Source organism: Streptomyces sp. NPDC058674 (assembly GCF_042716505.1).
GTDB lineage: Bacteria > Actinomycetota > Actinomycetes > Streptomycetales > Streptomycetaceae > Streptomyces.
The window spans coordinates 97014-112872 of record NZ_JBHXSC010000003.1 but is presented as its reverse complement, the minus strand read 5'-3'; the positions used below and the strand labels follow the sequence as shown (position 1 = coordinate 112872).

The following is a 15859-nucleotide window of genomic DNA, read 5'->3' as shown; positions in this document are numbered from 1 at the left end:
TGACCCCCCCCTTCCCGTATCCCGCGTGCATGAGCGACACTTTCCATACGACAACAGTTGCCTTCGGTGGACCGATCAGACGGATCCGCTGTTCTGCAGCGCGGAGCAGCGGGAGTTGCGCACATGGTCACGTCAGGACACGGGGCGGCCGGCGCCTCTCCCCCGGGGGCGACGCCTCGCGACACCCCCGGCGGGCTCGGCGAGGTCTTCGAGTGCCTGCCCGACGCCGTGACGGTGTCCGTCGCCGTTCGGGACGCGGCCGGCGCGGCGGTGGACATGCGGCTGGAGTACATGAACGCGGCCGCGTGGGCCGGGCAGCCGGACGGCGTCGCACCCCTGGGCGGCCTGTGCAGCGAGCTGTGGCCCCAGATGGTCCAGAACGGCTCCTTCGCCGCGTGCATGCGCGTACTGGACACCGGGAGGGCGGAGCAGGGGACGTTCCACTGGACCCAGGCGAGCACCTACCGGGCGGCGGACTACGAGTACCACGCCACGCGCGTGGGGGCGGATCGTCTGCTGTGGGTGCTGCGCGACCACAGCGAACGTGTCCTCAGGGCCGAGCTGCTGGCCCAGGTCACCGCCGCACTCGCCGCGGCCGGAACCCTCGTTTCGGTCATGGAGATCCTGACCGGGCAGATCATGCCCGCCACAGGGGCGACGGCCGGCGCCGCGGTCCTCGACGAGCCGTGCAGCGACCAGTACACCGTGCGGCACATCCACGACGGGACACGGGAACCGCAGCTCCCCGCCCCGTTCAGCGTCACTGCGCCCTACCCCATGGCGCACACCGCCAGAACCGGACGCCCCCTGTTCTTCGCCGACCCCGCCGAACGGACGAGGGCGTTTCCCGAAGCCGCCCCCTTCTTCGACGGGCGGCACCACTCGACCGCTGTCCTGCCGCTGGCGGTGGAGGCACGGCACTTCGGTGCCGTCAGCTTCCACTTCGACGTGCGCCACGACTTCACCGACTCCGAACGCGGCTTCCTCAACGCCCTGGTCGGGCAGTGCGCCCAGGCCATCGAGCGCACGCGGCTCCACCAGGAAGCCGCCGACAAGCAGGCCCAGCTCGAGGCGCTCGCCGAGGTCAGCACGGTGCTGGCCGCGTCCCTCGACCCCGGCGCCACCTTCGACAACATGGTGGCCGCCGTCGTACCGCGGATCGCCGACGGCTGCCTGATCCACGTCGTCGACCGGACCGGGCAGCCGACCCTGGCCGCCTTGGCCCACCGGGATCCCGCGCAGCAGGAGGCCCTGCGCGCCCTGCTCGACGCCTTCCCCCCGCGACTGGACGCGGAGGGCGGGGTGGGCGCGGTCATCCGTACCGGACGGCACGAACTGGTCACCGACGTCTCGCGCACCCTCGACCGGCTCGCCCGGACACCGGAGCACCGCTCCGCGCTCCACGAGCTCATGCCCGCGGCATCCTGGCTGGCCGTGCCCATGACGCAGTCCGGATCCGTCATCGGCGCCATGGTCCTGATCCAGGCGCCTCCCGCGCAGACCCTGTTCACCGAACGCGACATCCCCTTCGCGCAGGAGCTCGCGCGCCGAGCGGCGCAAGCCGTCGCCCGGGCCCGGCGCTTCACCCTGCAGAGCGAGGTCGCCCACTACCTGCAGCAGAGCCTGCTTCCGCCCGACCTGCCCGACATGCCCGGCGCGGACGTCGCCGCCTGCTACCACCCGGGAGACAGCGGAACCCTCGTCGGGGGCGATTTCTACGATGTCGCCCGCACCGGCCCGGCGAGGTGGGCCCTGGCCATCGGCGACGTCTGCGGCAAGGGACCGGAGGCCGCAGCACTCACCGGCCTGGTACGCCACACCGCGCGCGCCGCCGGACGGTGGCACACCGACCCCCGCTCCGTCCTCTTGGCCGTCAACAGCGCGATCCTCGACGACCGCCCCACCCAGCGGTTCTGCACGGCCGCCTACGCCGAGCTGGACCTGTCCGCCTCGCCCGCGCAGCTGCGCCTGGCCCTGGGCGGCCACCCGCACCCGCTCCTGCGCCGAGCCGACGGAACCATCGCCCGGCTCGGCAGGGCGGGGACCTTCCTCGGGGTCGTCGAGGACCCGGCGCTGCACACCACCGAGCACGAACTGCATCCCGGCGACCTTCTCCTGCTGTACACGGACGGCGTCACCGAACGGCGGTCAGGCGCCGACATGCTCGGCGAGGAGGGCGTACGCGATGTACTCACCCGCACCCGGCGCGCACCGGCCGCCGACACGGTCGCGGCGCTCGAGAACGCCATCGTCACCTACGGACCGACACCCCCCGGCGACGACATCGCCATCCTCGCCGTGCGCATCACCTGAATTCGCCCGACGGCCGATGCACGGCAGCGTCAGCGTGCGGAGGCGGCGCGGCGCATCCGCGCGGCGAGCAAGAGGCCCGCGCCGGCGACCAGCACGGTGCCCGCACCGCCGGCGATCAGCGCCGAGTCCCCCGCGCCGGTGGTGGCGAGGTGGGAACCGCTGACGCCCTGCGGGGTGAGGGTGGTGTTACCGGCGCTGCTCCCGCCCGAACCGGTGCCGGGACCGGTGTCCGAGCCGGCGCCGGAGCCCGAACCGCTGCCGGGCTCGTCCTGGGCCGGCTGGGCCTTGGTCCTGTCGTTCTCCTGCTGGGCCTTCCTGTCCCTGGCGCGCGCCTCGTGCTGGCCCGTTTGCAGGAACGCGGTGCGGTCGGCGGCGGTACCCTTCAGCGCGGCGCGGCCGGCCTTGACCAGTTCCGGTCCCCCACCGTCGATGATCCTGGCGATCGCGACGCCGTTGTCCTGGTCGCGCAGCTCGTGCTGGGTCAACTCCAGGAACCGGCGCAGCTCGGCCGGGGCCGGGGAACCGTTGAGGAGCCTGCTGATCGCCTCGCTCAGGATGGCGCCGTCCCAGCCCTGGTCGATGCGGGCGAGTTCGACCCGGTCGTCCGAGGCCTGGGCGAGGTACTGTCCCGCCTTCAGGAAGGCGGTCCGGTCGGCGGGAGTGCCCTTGAGGGCCTTCTTGCCCGCTTCCCTCACGCCGGGGCCGGCGGTGGCGATCAGCCTGGAGATGTCGACCTTGTTGTCGTCGTCGCGCAGTTCGTGCTGGGTGACCTCGTAGAAGTGGCGCAGCTGCGCCAGAGTGTTCCCATGGCCCCGGAGGAGCGTGTTGATGCCCTCCTTCAGGCCGGGCCCGGCACCGTTCCCGAGACGGGTGAGCAGCACCCGGTAGTCGTCGAGCCGGATGCTGTGCTGGTCGGTTTCGATGAAGGCGCGCATTGCCGCGGGGCCGTCGGCGATGGCCTTGCGTCCGGCTTCCTTCATGTACTCGCTGGCCATCGGGTCGGCGATGATCGCGAGGATGGTCTTACGGTCCTGCTCCACCCGGTCCTTGCCGGCCTGGTCCGTCGCCGCCTGGTCGGGTGCGGTCGGCGCCGTCGGAGGGGCGGAGGTGGCGGCCTCGGCGCCGGCGGCGAAGGCCGGAGACGAGAGGAGAACCGCCGGCGCCAGAGCAGCGGTGGTGACCGCTGCGGCGATACGGGACAACTTCACAGACAAAACCCCCTGGAGAATGTTCCTACCGGCCTACGACTCTCCGGATGCGCCGATGGTTGTACCGTCCATCTGAAACGGGACCGGAAGTGAGCGGTGGCCGCGCCGGAGGACACGGTGGACGGTGTCCGGCCGGGGGGTGGTGCGGGGCCGGTCAGTCGGGGAACGCGTTCGCGCTGATGTGCGGTGTTGCGGCGCTGGAGATCCGGTACCGGGCGCCGGCCTCCAGGTCGGCGGAGCGCAGTCTAACCGCCAGCGGGCCGGCCCACTCGTAGTCGCGCTCCTCGGCGTGCCGCACGAGGGCGTCGGTCAGCTGTAGCCCGATCTTGCGGACGTGCCGGGCGATCTTCCGGTAGATGTCCGGAGGCAGGTCGATCTCGTACGCGTTGGGCGCTACGACACGACTGCGGCTGCACACCACGATCTGCTCGTCACACTCGCGCTGCAACGCCTCCACCAGCTCCACCGGACCGTGTCCGCGGATCCGGGCGAGGAGCGCGTCCTGCCGGCGCTCGACCGCTTGCTCCCAGCGACTCAAGGCATTCATGGTGCGCGTCTGCCCGCGGTACGCCGTCTTACCGCCCCGCGCCCGTTCCGGTACGGGCCGCGCAGCGGGCGCGGGGCCCGTACCGGGCACGGGGCCCGTACCGTACGGGGCCGGGCGGTGGATCAGCCCCGGCGTCCCGACGCCAGCACGGCGGCGGAGGCCGACGGCCTGGACCGGGCCGCCTTACGGGCCGCCATCCGGGCGCGCAGCGCCACCCGGTGGCGCCAGAGGGACGCGACGGTGAGGGACAGCAACCCGGTGAACAGGGCCAGGAGCACCAGGGACGCCCACATCTGACGGCTCCCCGGATGCTCCCAGGCCTCCCGGGCGGCCCCGGCCGCCCACAGGACGATCCCGGCGGCGTACACGGTGCGGATGCGGCGCAGCTGTCGTACCGCGCGCGGGGCAAGGGGGGCGGGGCTCAGCGGTTCCATGCCGACCCACTACCCCGAACGCGCCCCCGCTACCGCGGTCGGCGCGGGTGAGTGCGAACCGCCGGACCGGCCGGTCCGGGCTCAACCCGGGGGGCCACACCGGTGATCAGTCCGGTCACCCCCGGCAGTCCCCCTTCGGCCAGGGCCCGGCGCTGGCGGTCGGCGGGCGTACCGTCCCGAAGGAGCCGGTGGACGAGGGCGCTCACCTCCCGCAGGTCGCCGGCGTCCTCCAGGGCAGGGGTGATGTGGCGCAGCAGGGAGCACAGCACGTCCCCGCTGCTGCGCGGCCGGCCCTGCGGATCGACCAGTGTGCCGTTCAGGCCGTGCCGGGCGGCGTGCCAGTTTCCCGCCTGCAGGAGCTCGGGGGCGCAAGCCACCGGCGCCGCCCCGGCCTTCTCCTCGGCGATCGCCGTGGCGACCAGGGCGCGGACGATGCCCGCGAACATGACGGCGTCGTCGACCTGCAACTGCACGTCCAGGCACCGCACCTCCAGGGTGGGGTAGCGGTCGGAGAGCCGGGCCTGCCAGTACACCTGGCCCCGGTCGGCGATCACCCCGGACGCCACCAGGGCGTCGATCCGCTCGTGGTAGTCGGAGATCCCGGCGAAGCACGGCGGCGGGCCGCTCACCGGCCAACGGCCGAACACGATGGTGCGCCAGCTCGCGAACCCCGTGTCCTGTCCGTCCCACAGCGGCGAGTTGGCGGCCATGGCCAGCAGGGTCGGCAGCCACACCCGGATGCGGTTCAGCACCGCCACGCCCGTCTCCGGGTCGGGAACGGCCGCGTGCACGTGCATCCCGCTGATCAGGTGTTCGTCGACGAGCAGCCGGGCCTCCCCCTCCATCCTCAGGTAGCGGGGCGTGGGGGTCACGGGCACGGGCGTCGTCCCCCGCAGCGGCGCGGCGCCGGTGGCGGCGATGCGGCACCCGTTCGCCTCGGCCGCGGAGGCCACCGCGTGGCGCAGGCGCAAGAGGTGGCCCCCCACCTCCTCCAGGACGGAGCAGACGGGGGTGGCCACCTCGACCTGGGCCTGGAGCAGCTCGTCCTGGACCTCGTCGCGCTCCGCCAGGGTTCCGAGACCCGCGGTGCGGCGCACGCCCTCCGAGAGGGGCACGGGCAGCGCCGTTGCCGGGTCCACCAGCAAGTACTCTTCTTCGACACCGACGGTGATCACGTCCTGCGGGTACCCCGGCGAACCATGATCACCCCTTGCCCGCGGCGCCTGCGGGGATGCGCCCGGTCGCGGATCAGAACGCGAAGACCGCGTTGCCGTTCAGGGTCGCGGACATCACGCAGGCGTTGGAGAAGGTGTGCTTCCACGCGACGCGGGTGCCCTGCCACACGCCGTCCGCGGTGACCGTCACGGGGGCGTAGAGCATCGGGCACGCCCGGTCCGGGTTCGGGGCGGCGAGCAGGCGGTCGAAGGCGCCGCCGGTGGACTTCAGGGCCGCACAGGCGCCCTTCGGGTCGGGGTGCGTCCCCTGGGCGCTGGGCGCGCAGCTGAGGGTGGACGCCCGTACGACGGTGGCCGCGGCGTCGTCGCCCTGGGCGACGGTGAAGACGAGGGCGGAGGGGGCGTACAGGCTTGCGGGCTGGGCCTCCGCCATGCCGGAGGCACCGGCCACGCAGAGGAGGGCAGCGGCAGAAACGGTAGCGAAGCGACGCACGACTGACTCACTTTCGATTCAAAGGTTGGGCGCGAACTTTTATTGCGGATTCGCGCTTCGACACAGCTGAGACTGTCGGATGCGAAGGGCAGTTGCACATCGAGGGCCGATTTACGGACAGGGTGTCCGCATAGCGGAGACCGAATGGCCGTTCGGGCAGCTCACAGGGGGTGCGCGCGCCCTTCCGGAGCGTGCCGGTCCGGACTCCGGACGCCGCGACCTGCCCTCTTCGGCCCGCTGACCTGCCGAAGGCCGCCGGCGGTTCACCGAACGGCCACCCAGCTTGTCCGGATAGTGCGGTCCGACGCGGTCGACGCGGGGCGGCCGAGGGTGGTGTCCGTACACCGGCGCGACCGTGTGACCATGACCCTCGACCATCCGCACCACATGGGGGGACCATGCACACCCGCACCACCACCGCCGCGACCGGCCTCGTCGCCGCACTCGCCGCGCTATTCGTCCTGGCCGGTTGCACCGCGCCGGGCGCGAAGCCGCGCGCGGCGGTGAGTCCGACGGCCCCCGCACCCGCGCCGGGCGGCGCGGCGGGCTACGAGGGACCCCGGCCCCAGGACCAGAACCTGCTGGCGTGGACCGGCGACCCCAACGACGCGGGACACGTCACCGCCCAGTCGGCCTCCGGGGTCGGCGGGCGGATCACCCTGGTCCGGATCGTCCTGCGCGAGCAGACCGCATGGTCCAACATCTGGCTGGGCCTGGCCGGCATCGACCCGAACGCCCGGCTCGCCAACTGCTACCTCGGCGTGTACGACGCCGAGGGCACCCTGCGCGCGGCCACCCCGGACGTGTCGCCCCAGCTGATGACCGACGCCATCGCCAAACCGCTGCCCCTCGCGCAGCCGTTCACCGCCGCGCCCGGAACGTACTTCATCGCCCTGCTGCTCAACGGTGAATGGGCCACCAACGCCCTCACCCTGAAGTCCACCGGCGCCGGCATCTCGGTCAACGCCGGCCTGACGCCTCCGAACCTGCGCTACAGCACCGTGCTGACGGGTCAGACCTCGCTTCCGGCGAAGGTGAACCTCGCCGAACAGTCCACCAGCACCATCAACACCGGCTGGGCCAGCCAGTGGTACGCGGTCTCCTGAGATCCCGGGCAACCGCCCCGCACTCCCACGGCCCGCCGGGCCGGCCGGCCTCCCGGAGCGCGCTCACCGCTTCCGGGGCATCAGGCCGGCCCGGCGGGCCGCCTCGTCCTCGGCCGGCGCCCCCTGGCCGAGGCCCGGCGCGGAGCGGCGGACGTAGCGGAAGGGAAGGCCGCCGGGGACGGCGAGCATGCCCCCGAAGCGCGTGTCACCGGCGAACCACACCTCGTCCAGGACGTGCCGCTGCGGCGCCTTCGGCCCCTCCCAGCCGTCCCAGGGCAGGGGGAAGGAGCAGTGGCTCCGGCCGTCCGGCCGCAGCAGCACGATCCGGCCCGCCGTCCCCCACCGGCGCCCCTGCGCACGCTCCCCGTCCGCGGAGGCCACCCGCACCGCCTCCGCCCGGCAGGGCCACACCTGCCAGCCGTACACGGCCATGACGCGCCGCTCCTTGCGCCGCGCCCTGCGCCAGAGGAGCACCACGCCCGCCGTCACCGCCATGACGGGAACGAGCACGGCGAGGGCGACGCCGCCCAGGAGCGACGCGGGGCCGCCGAACAGGAGCGCGGCCAGGAGCAGTACCGCCTCGGCGGCGATCAGTGCGGCGCCCTGCCGCAGGCCCCGCTCGCGGCGCCGGAGCACCGCCTCGACACCGGGGGTGTCGAGGGCCGCGCCGGGCAGCACCTGGTAGCCGTACTCATGAGCCGTCATCGCCATGCTCCGGTTCCGAAGAGGTCCGCACACCGGGCGGCGCCTTCAGTGCGCCGCCGGGCGGCCGGGCGACACCACCCGGGCGCCGACCGGATGGAGCATACTGCCGCCTCCCCGATCTTGAAGTGTTCAGGTAAAGCCCTGCCGCGAGGCGGCCGGTGGCGGCCCGTGGCGCCAGGAGCGAACACCGTATGCCCAGGGCGAAAGCCGCCGGGACGGCCACAGGACGCGGGGCAAGGATGGAGGACCTGAAACCCCGTCACCCGCCACCCCGCCACCCCCGGAGCCGACATGCCTCTGACACCGACCCGGCTCATCCGCGCGTCGCCCTACGGACCCGTGCTCACCCACGCCGCCCTGCGGCGGCTGCTCCCCGGCTTCGCCGTCTCGTCCCTGGGCGACGGCATGGCCGTGGTGGCCGTGAGCTGGCTGGCGATCGAGCTCGCACCGGCCGCGCAGCGCGGCATGTGGGTCGCGCTGGCCGCAGCCGCCTACTCGCTCCCGGGGGTCCTGGGCGCACTCCTCCTGGGGCGGTTCCTGAGGCACCGGTCCCCGGCCCGGCTGGTCGGCTGGGACGCCCTGCTGCGCGCCACCGCGCTCGGCGCGATACCCGTGTGCCACGCCTTCGGGGGGCTCGACGTCGGGTGGTACGTCGCCCTGCTCGCGGCCTCGTCCGTACTGCACTCGTGGGGCCAGGCCGGGATCTACACGACCCTGGCCGGCCTGCTCGCGGAACGCGACCAGCTCGCGGGCAACGCCGTCCTGTCCGGGATCGGCTCGCTCGCCACCGTCGTCGGACCACCGCTCGCCGGTCTCCTCATCGTCCACGGTGGCGCCGCGACCGTGATCGCCGCCGACGCGCTGACGTTCGCCGTCCTGGCCGCCACCTTCCTGCTCGGCGCCCCCCGGGGCGGCGCGCCCCTTCCCGACCCCGCGGCAGGGAAGGGGAGTTCACGCGGCGCGGGATTCGCGGTCATCGGGCGGACACCGGCCCTGACGGGCATGCTCGGCCTCAGTTTCGCCTTCTTCTTCCTCTTCGGCCCGGTGTACGTGGCCCTGCCCCTGCACGTGGCGGACGGCCTCGGCGGACCCGCCGGACTGCTGGCGGCCTTCTACACCGCGTTCGGCCTCGGAGCGGTCGTCGGCTCCGCCCTGACCGGTTACCTGAGCCGCCTGCCGGTGTGGCCGGCCACGACCGGCATCGTCATCGCCTTCGGGGTCTTCCTCCTCCCCGTCGGCCTGGGAGCGCCGACGGCCGCCGCCATCGGCGGCTTCGCCCTCGCCGGCCTGGTGTGGCCCCCGTACGCGTCGTTCTCCACCGCGCTCTTCCAGCGCTCGGCCCCCCGTGACCTGCTCCCCCAGACCCTGGCGGCCTCTTCGGCGGTGCGCGTGCTGTCCGTCCCGCTCGGTACCGCCCTCGGCGGCCCCCTCGTCACCGCACTCGGAGCAGAGGCGACCCTGACGGTCTCGGCCGTCTCGATCACCGTTGTCGGCCTGGCCGCCGCGTGCACCGCACGGGCGACGCGCGGACGCCGGCCGTGACCGCGGACGGGCCGCCGTCCGGTCGCCAACCAGGTCCGGGCACCCGGTCCGGGCATCCGGTCCGGGCATCCGGTGTTTCGTCCTTCGATCGTGGGACAGTCGGTAGACAGACACCGACTTTCCACTCCGAAGGAGACATTTCATGCGTGTGGCGTTCCTGGTGGCGACCGAGGGCATCGAGCAGGTCGAACTGACCGACCCGTGGCAGGCCGTGTCACAAGCCGGGGGCAACCCGACGTTGATCTCCACGGAGGCGGGCCGGGTCCAGGCCTTCGACCACCTGGACAAGGCGGACACCTTCCCGGTCGACCTGACGGTGGACGAGGCGAACGCCGACGACTTCGACGCCCTGGTCCTCCCCGGCGGGGTGGCGAACCCGGACGCGCTGCGGACCAACGGCGCCGCCGTCGCGCTGGTGCGGAGCTTCTTCGACCAGGGCAAGCCCGTCGCGGCGATCTGCCACGCCCCCTGGACCCTCGTGGAGGCGGACGTCCTGCGCGGTCGCACCCTGACGTCCTGGCCGAGCCTGCGCACCGACATCACGAATGCCGGCGGCACGTGGGTGGACGAGGAGGTCCACGTCTGCCGGGCGAAGCCCGGCGCGCTGGTCACCAGCCGGAATCCGGGCGACCTGCCGGCGTTCTGCTCGACACTGCTGGCCGAGCTGAAGGGCTGAGGGGGAGCACCGCCGGGCCGGCGCGTGGGCGGACCCGTTCTCGTCCTCGGAAGAACTCGGCGGGTTCGAGGCTTTCCGTCGAATAGCCGTTGGCCGCCACGAGCCCCTCGACCACCTCCTCCTCCCCCAGCTCCAGAGGGTGCGGCGTGGGCCGCCGCGGTGCAACCGGACACGGTGGTTCCCTTCCTTCGACTGCGTGGCTGGAAACCAGAGCCTGCCCGCGCAGCGCGGCCGGAGGGCGGGCCGAGGGCCCCGTTCCCCCGGGACCTCCGTCCCTGCGGTGACGGACCTGCGGCCCTTGCGCCGGTCGGCGGCCGCGGTGCCGGCCGCGCTTGTGCGAGTCCCGGCCGTCAGCAGGACGAGCGCCGTCACCACCGGCCAAGGGCGTTGACTGCAGGGCCCGTTGGGGCGTCCCCTCACCCGGCGTGCACAATGAACTCCGGACCGAAGAGGGGGGTTGGCAATGGATGCAGGACTGGTGGCACTGGCATCGTCGGCCGCGGCCACGGTGGTCGGGCTCATGGCGACGGACACCTGGGAGCAGACCAAGGTGGCGGTCGCCGCGCTGTGGCAGCGGGCCCGCCCGGAGCAGGCCGAGACGATCGAGGCCGAACTGGTCGCGACCCGTACCGACCTGCTGGTGGCCCGCCAGGACGGCGACGACACGGCCGAGGATCGCCTGAGGACCGGATGGCGCGATCGGCTGCACCGGCTCCTGGCCGCCGATCCGGCGCTCGAACGCGATCTGCGCGCCCTCCTGGCCGAGCTGTCCCCGTCGACGCCCCCGGCCGGCCGGGGCGGCCGGGTGGAGATGCACGGCACGGCCTCGGACGAGGCCAGGATCTACATGTCCGGGGGCGACATGCACATCACCGGCCAGTGACCGACGGGGCGGCCGGTCCCGAGGTCCGGATGCAGGCGTACGCCTCCGGGTCCGGCACCATCTACCTGGCCGCCGAGAGCCAGTACATCGCCGGCCGGGACCTGCACCTGCACTACTGGGACGGCAGCCACCGGGTGGACCGGGTGCGGCCGGGGTCGGGCGCCGGGGACGAGTGCCCCTACCCCGGCATGAGTGCCTTCGGCGTCGAGCAGGCGCCGTGGTACTTCGGCCGGGACGCGTTGCGCGCCCATCTGGCGGCCCGTCTGGACGACTGCCTGCGCGAGGGCGGCGCGCTGGCCGTGGTGGCCGCCTCCGGCGCGGGCAAGTCCTCGCTGCTGAGGGCCGGACTCGTCCCCGATCTGGCCCGGGGCGCGCTACCGGGCTCGCGCCGCTGGCCCTGCCTGGTCTTCACCCCGACCGCCCGCCCGATGGTCGCGCTGGCCACCCACCTGGCCTCCCTGACGAACGCCGAGCCGCAGGAGATGGCACGTCGACTGGACTCCCATCCGGAGGAGGTGGCCGTCCGGCTGCGCGGCGCCCTCACCGAGCGGCAGGCCGGCCGGCTGGTCGTGGTGGTCGACCAGGCCGAGGAGCTGTTCACCCTCGTCACCGACCAGGGGGAACGGCAGCGCTTCGTCACCGCACTCGACCGGCTGGCCCGGGCGGAAGGGCCCGCGCTCGTCGTGTACGGCCTGCGGGCGGACTTCTACGCCCAGTGCGCCGGGTACCGGCCGCTGCGCGACGCTCTGCGGCACCGGCAGGTCCTCGTCGGCCCGATGGACCGGACGCAGATGCGCGAGGCCGTCCTCTTCCCCGCCCGAGCGGTCGGGCTGGAGCTGGAGGAAGGCCTGGTCGAGCTGCTGCTGACCGACCTCGGCGTCGCGGGCGGCACCGAGGAGAGCTACGACCCCGGGCTGCTTCCGCACCTGGCCCACGCGTTGCGGCTGACCTGGCAGCGGCGGCACGGCTCCCTCATGACCGTCGCGGGATACGAGGCCACGGGGCGCATCCACGGTGCGGTCGCCAAGAGCGCCGAAGACGCCTACGGCAGACAGGACGCCGGCGGGCGCGAGGCCGCCGAGGTGATGTTCCGCCGCCTGGTCCGGATCGGGGAGGGCGTCGACGACACACGGCGGACCGTATCCATCGCGCAGCTGACGGAGGGACTGGACCGCGAGACCGCCGAGGGCGTGCTGTCCGACTTCACCGCGAGCCGGCTGCTCGTCCGGCGGCAGGACACCGTCGCGATCAGTCACGAGGCCCTCCTGCGGGCCTGGCGGCGGCTGCGGGACTGGGTGAACACCCACCGGGCCGACAACCTGCTGCGCCAGCAGATCGAGGAGGACGCGGCCACCTGGGCCGCCGGGGATCGCGACCGGGCCCACCTGTACCGGGGCAGCCGCCTGGAGAACGCCCGCGGTTGGGCGGCCAGGGTCGGTCGGGGCAGCCTCGGCCCCACCGCCTCGGACTTCCTCGACGCGTCGGTCTCGCTCGCCCGGCGGACCTCCGCGCTCCTGCGCGGCTCGGTGGCGGCGCTGGTCGCGCTGACGCTCCTCGCCGTCGCGGGCACGATCACCGCACAGGTCCAGAGCCGACGCGCCGACACGTCGCGCGAGGTGGCGCAGGAGCAGCGCCGGCTGGCGGTCGGCCGGGCGCTCAGGGCGCAGGCCGAGAGCCTGCGCGACAGCGACCCCCGGACGTCACTGCGGCTCAGCCTCGCCGCCCAGCGGGTCACGCCCACGCCCGAGGGCCGGCAGGGGCTGCTCACCACCCTCCAGCAGACCCGGTTCGACGGAGCGTCACCCGACGGGGTGCTCGGGCCGGTGGACGACGTCGCCGTCTTCTTCCGGGACGGCACGCTGCTGGCCACCAGCGGCGGACGCACCAGATCAGTCGAACTGTGGGACACGGCGGACGCCGTGCGCCCGCAGCGGCTCGCCACCCTGACCGGCTTCCCCGACGCCGTGTCGACCGTCTCGCTGAGCCCCGACGGGCGAACCCTCGCAGTCCTCACCGGTGGCGACTCCAGCCCCTCCCCCGTCCACGAGCTGTCCCTGTGGAACGTGACGGACCTCCGGCACCCGCGCCGCCTGCCGTTCCGAGCGGACGTCGAAGAGGTCCAGGATGCCGCCTTCAGCCCCGACGGCAGGACGCTGGCGGTCGTGGCCGGCGGCGTGGACGGCACGCTGACGCTGTGGGACGTCGGCGACCCTGCCGCGCCGCGCAGGCTCTCCGAGCCGACCGCCGCGACCGACGCGTACGCCGTACGGTTCAGCGCCGACGGTCGTACGCTGGTCACCGCCGCCGGCCTGGTGACGAAGGGCGCGTCGTTCGGGCCCGACTCCATCGCGCACTACTCCGGCTGGCAGCTCTGGGACGTGGGAGACGCCCGGCGCCCGCGTGCCGTCTTCCGCGGATCGGGCTATGCGGAGGGCACGCTCGCCCTCAGCCCGACCGCCCCCGTGCTGGCCGTCGGATCGGGGCACGAGCTCGCCCTGTGGCAGTTCACGGACCCGGCCTCCCCGAAGAAGATCGGGGTGCTGGGGCACCCGACCCGGGTCGCGAAGGCGGCCTTCCGGCCCGACGGCCGTACCGTCGTCACGGCGTCCGACGGAGGGCGGACCCACCTGTGGGACATCACGGACCCGGCCCGGCCCTCCGGCCCCACCCCGCTGTCCAATCCTGCCAAGCCCGTCGGACTCACCTTCAGCGGCGACGGCGGCCACGTCGTCCTGGCCGACGGCTCCCGCTCGGTCTGGCGGTGGCGGGTCAGCCCGCGTCCCGGGCCCAGCCCCTCGGCCGCGCTCCCCACCGGCGAGGCGGGCCTTGCCGAGGCCGCCTTCAGTCCGGACGGCCGCAGGCTGGCGGTGGGCGGCTTCGGAGGCGACGTCCACCAGTGGGACCTCACCGACCCGGCCCGCCCCCGTCAACTGCCGCCGCTGCCCGGCGAGGCCGGCCGGCCGGTGGAGACGCTGGCCTTCAACCGGGACGGCACCGCCCTGGCGGCCGGCACGGTCGCGGATTCCGTCTCCGCCGGCGGCGAGCTCGTGCTCTGGGACACCTCGGACGCCGAACGACCTCGGCGACGAGCCGTGCTGGCCACGCCCACGGGGGTGGCCTCGCTGGCGTTCAGTCCTCGCACGGCGATTCTGGCCGCCACGGGCAGGGAGCACCCGGTGGGCAGCACGTGGTTCGGCCTCTGGGACACGAGTACGCCCGTCCCCGGCCGGAGGTACCTGCGGGAGTCTCTGAGCCGGCTGCTCGACGACACCGACGACCGGGCGCCCGTCGTGGCACGCCACATCATCGGCACCACCCCCACCGCCTTCGGTCCGGACGGTCGGCTGCTGGCCCTGCCGGGCTCCCTCTGGGACGTGTCGGACCCGTCGGCTCCCGTCCGTGTGCGCCACGCGGAGCCACCACCCGGCGACCGCCGCTCGCGCCCCTTCCTGGGAGGCATGGGCCGGGCGGCCTTCAGCCCCGACGGACTGTGGCTGGCGGCGGATGCGCAGGACCGGGTCGAGCAGTGGCAGGTCGGCTCGAAAGCCGACCCGAAAGCCGACCCGAAAGCCGGCCCGGCGGCCGAGCTGGAGGTGGGTTACGGACCCGTCGGTGCCGTGCCGGTGAAGGAGCCCCAGGACCTCGCGTACCACCCCGGCGGCCGCCTCCTCGCCACCGCCGAGGAACACGGCGTCGTCCGGCTCTGGGACGTCTCCGACCCCGCCGCACCCGCCCTCGCGGCGACGCTGGAGGAGACCGCCGCAGCCATCCGGTTCAGCCCCGACGGCAGGACACTGGCCATGGTCCCCGGGCGGGGCGGCGGCGTCCGGCTGTGGAACCTCGGCGAACTCCCCGCGACCGTCACCGACCCCGCCGGCCTCGCCTGCCGGATCGTGGGAACCGGGCTCTCCGAGCAGGAATGGACCACGCTGTACGCGTCCGGCCTGGCCCATCAGGACACGTGCGGGAAGTGACCGCGTCCGCGGCGGGCCGTTCGGAGCAACCGCGATGGCGGCGCCCGCCGATGCGGGTGACGGTGATCGGAGCGCGCCGGCGACCGCTGCCGGCGTCCCGTTGTCGCGCCAGCCCGAGGAGAAGCCGATGTCCGAACGCAACACCGTCCTGCGGAGCCTGCACGACGTGGGGCTGGCCGCATGGTTCGGCGGTTCCCTGATGGGCGCCGTAGGCCTCAACGGCGCCGCGAAGGCCCAGAGCGGCGGGGACTGGGAGCACGGTGCTCGGATCGCGAGTTCCGGCTGGTCGAGGTGGGCTCCGGTCGGTGCGGCGGCGATCGGGCTGCACCTCGTCGGAACCACTGGCCTGCTCGCCGCGAACGCGGCGCGTGTCGCCACCCAGCAGGGCGTCGCCGCCTCCACGATCGCCAAGACCGCGCTGACCGGCGCCGCGCTCGCCGCGACCGCCTACACCCGGATGCTCGGCAAGAAGATCGAGTACGCCGCCTCCGACGCCCCGGCCGACGCCGAGAAGGCCGAACGGCATCCCGTCGAGACGAAGAAGGCCGAGCAGCACCTCGCCCTCATGCAGTGGGCCGTGCCCGTCCTGACCGGCGGCCTGCTCGTCCTCAACGCCCTCCACGGCGAGCAGCAGCGCCCCGCCCAGCAGGCGCACGGCATGTGGCAGCGCTGCCGCAGCCTCGCCCCCCACATGCCCGCACCGGGCGACTGGCACCTGCGCCACTGACCCCTTCGTACGCGTGCGTCCGTGCGATTCGATTTGGTCAGGCGGTCTGCGAGCGCTCCGGCGCCGGGGACGGGAG

General features: G+C 73.8%; 13 protein-coding genes. 7 read left to right on the top strand and 6 right to left on the bottom strand.

Going from position 1 to position 15859, the window contains the following annotated elements; all coding sequences use genetic code 11:
* Nucleotides 1-123: 123 nt before the first annotated feature.
* A complete protein-coding gene (locus tag ACFWU6_RS02810; RefSeq protein ID WP_383977887.1) occupies nt 124-2313 on the top strand; it encodes a GAF domain-containing SpoIIE family protein phosphatase in 2190 nt (729 codons plus the stop codon).
* Nucleotides 2314-2342: 29 nt separating this feature from the next.
* On the opposite strand, the gene ACFWU6_RS02805 is transcribed toward ACFWU6_RS02810, so the two are convergent.
* The 5 genes from ACFWU6_RS02805 to ACFWU6_RS02785 all read right to left on the bottom strand — a co-directional run bounded on the left by ACFWU6_RS02805 (nt 2343) and on the right by ACFWU6_RS02785 (nt 6110).
* A complete protein-coding gene (locus ACFWU6_RS02805) occupies nt 2343-3521 on the bottom strand; it encodes an ALF repeat-containing protein (protein WP_383805571.1) in 1179 nt (392 codons plus the stop codon).
* Between the two features lie 154 nt (nt 3522-3675).
* Entirely contained in the window at nt 3676-4068 is a 393-nt protein-coding gene (locus ACFWU6_RS02800) for a DUF3662 domain-containing protein (protein ID WP_383805573.1), read from the bottom strand.
* 122 nt (nt 4069-4190) lie between these two features.
* Nucleotides 4191-4502: a hypothetical protein gene (locus tag ACFWU6_RS02795; RefSeq protein ID WP_383977884.1), complete on the bottom strand. Its 312-nt coding sequence runs from the start codon at nt 4500-4502 to the stop codon at nt 4191-4193.
* A 29-nt stretch (nt 4503-4531) separates the two neighbouring features.
* Nucleotides 4532-5677 carry a glutamate--cysteine ligase gene (locus tag ACFWU6_RS02790; RefSeq protein WP_383977881.1) on the bottom strand — a complete coding sequence of 382 codons (1146 nt, stop codon included), beginning with the start codon at nt 5675-5677 and terminating at the stop codon, nt 4532-4534.
* Between the two features lie 73 nt (nt 5678-5750).
* Nucleotides 5751-6110, bottom strand: coding sequence for a subtilase-type protease inhibitor (locus tag ACFWU6_RS02785; RefSeq protein WP_383805583.1), 360 nt, complete (start codon nt 6108-6110; stop codon nt 5751-5753).
* Between the two features lie 458 nt (nt 6111-6568).
* On the opposite strand from ACFWU6_RS02785, the gene ACFWU6_RS02780 reads away from it, so the two are divergent.
* The gene (locus ACFWU6_RS02780; protein WP_383805579.1) at nt 6569-7276 is read left to right on the top strand and encodes a hypothetical protein; all 708 of its coding nucleotides are present in this window, start codon (nt 6569-6571) and stop codon (nt 7274-7276) included.
* Between the two features lie 63 nt (nt 7277-7339).
* On the opposite strand, the gene ACFWU6_RS02775 is transcribed toward ACFWU6_RS02780, so the two are convergent.
* On the bottom strand, nt 7340-7981 hold the full coding sequence (locus ACFWU6_RS02775) for a hypothetical protein (protein WP_383977878.1): 642 nt from the start codon (nt 7979-7981) through the stop codon (nt 7340-7342).
* Nucleotides 7982-8272: 291 nt separating this feature from the next.
* Here ACFWU6_RS02775 and ACFWU6_RS02770 point away from each other — a divergent pair, with 291 nt between their 5' ends.
* The 5 genes from ACFWU6_RS02770 to ACFWU6_RS02750 all read left to right on the top strand — a co-directional run bounded on the left by ACFWU6_RS02770 (nt 8273) and on the right by ACFWU6_RS02750 (nt 15783).
* Nucleotides 8273-9523 (top strand): MFS transporter, encoded by a 1251-nt coding sequence (locus tag ACFWU6_RS02770; RefSeq protein ID WP_383807975.1) that lies wholly within the window; start codon nt 8273-8275, stop codon nt 9521-9523.
* A 142-nt stretch (nt 9524-9665) separates the two neighbouring features.
* Nucleotides 9666-10199 carry a type 1 glutamine amidotransferase domain-containing protein gene (locus ACFWU6_RS02765; protein ID WP_383807978.1) on the top strand — a complete coding sequence of 178 codons (534 nt, stop codon included), beginning with the start codon at nt 9666-9668 and terminating at the stop codon, nt 10197-10199.
* A 463-nt stretch (nt 10200-10662) separates the two neighbouring features.
* Nucleotides 10663-11082, top strand: a complete 420-nt coding sequence (locus ACFWU6_RS02760) for a hypothetical protein (RefSeq protein WP_383807980.1) — start codon at nt 10663-10665, stop codon at nt 11080-11082.
* Nucleotides 11079-15056 carry a hypothetical protein gene (locus ACFWU6_RS02755; RefSeq protein WP_383977875.1) on the top strand — a complete coding sequence of 1326 codons (3978 nt, stop codon included), beginning with the start codon at nt 11079-11081 and terminating at the stop codon, nt 15054-15056. The genes ACFWU6_RS02760 and ACFWU6_RS02755 overlap by 4 nt, the downstream gene beginning before the upstream one ends.
* 127 nt (nt 15057-15183) lie before the next feature.
* Nucleotides 15184-15783: a hypothetical protein gene (locus ACFWU6_RS02750; protein ID WP_383807985.1), complete on the top strand. Its 600-nt coding sequence runs from the start codon at nt 15184-15186 to the stop codon at nt 15781-15783.
* Nucleotides 15784-15859 lie beyond the last annotated feature (76 nt).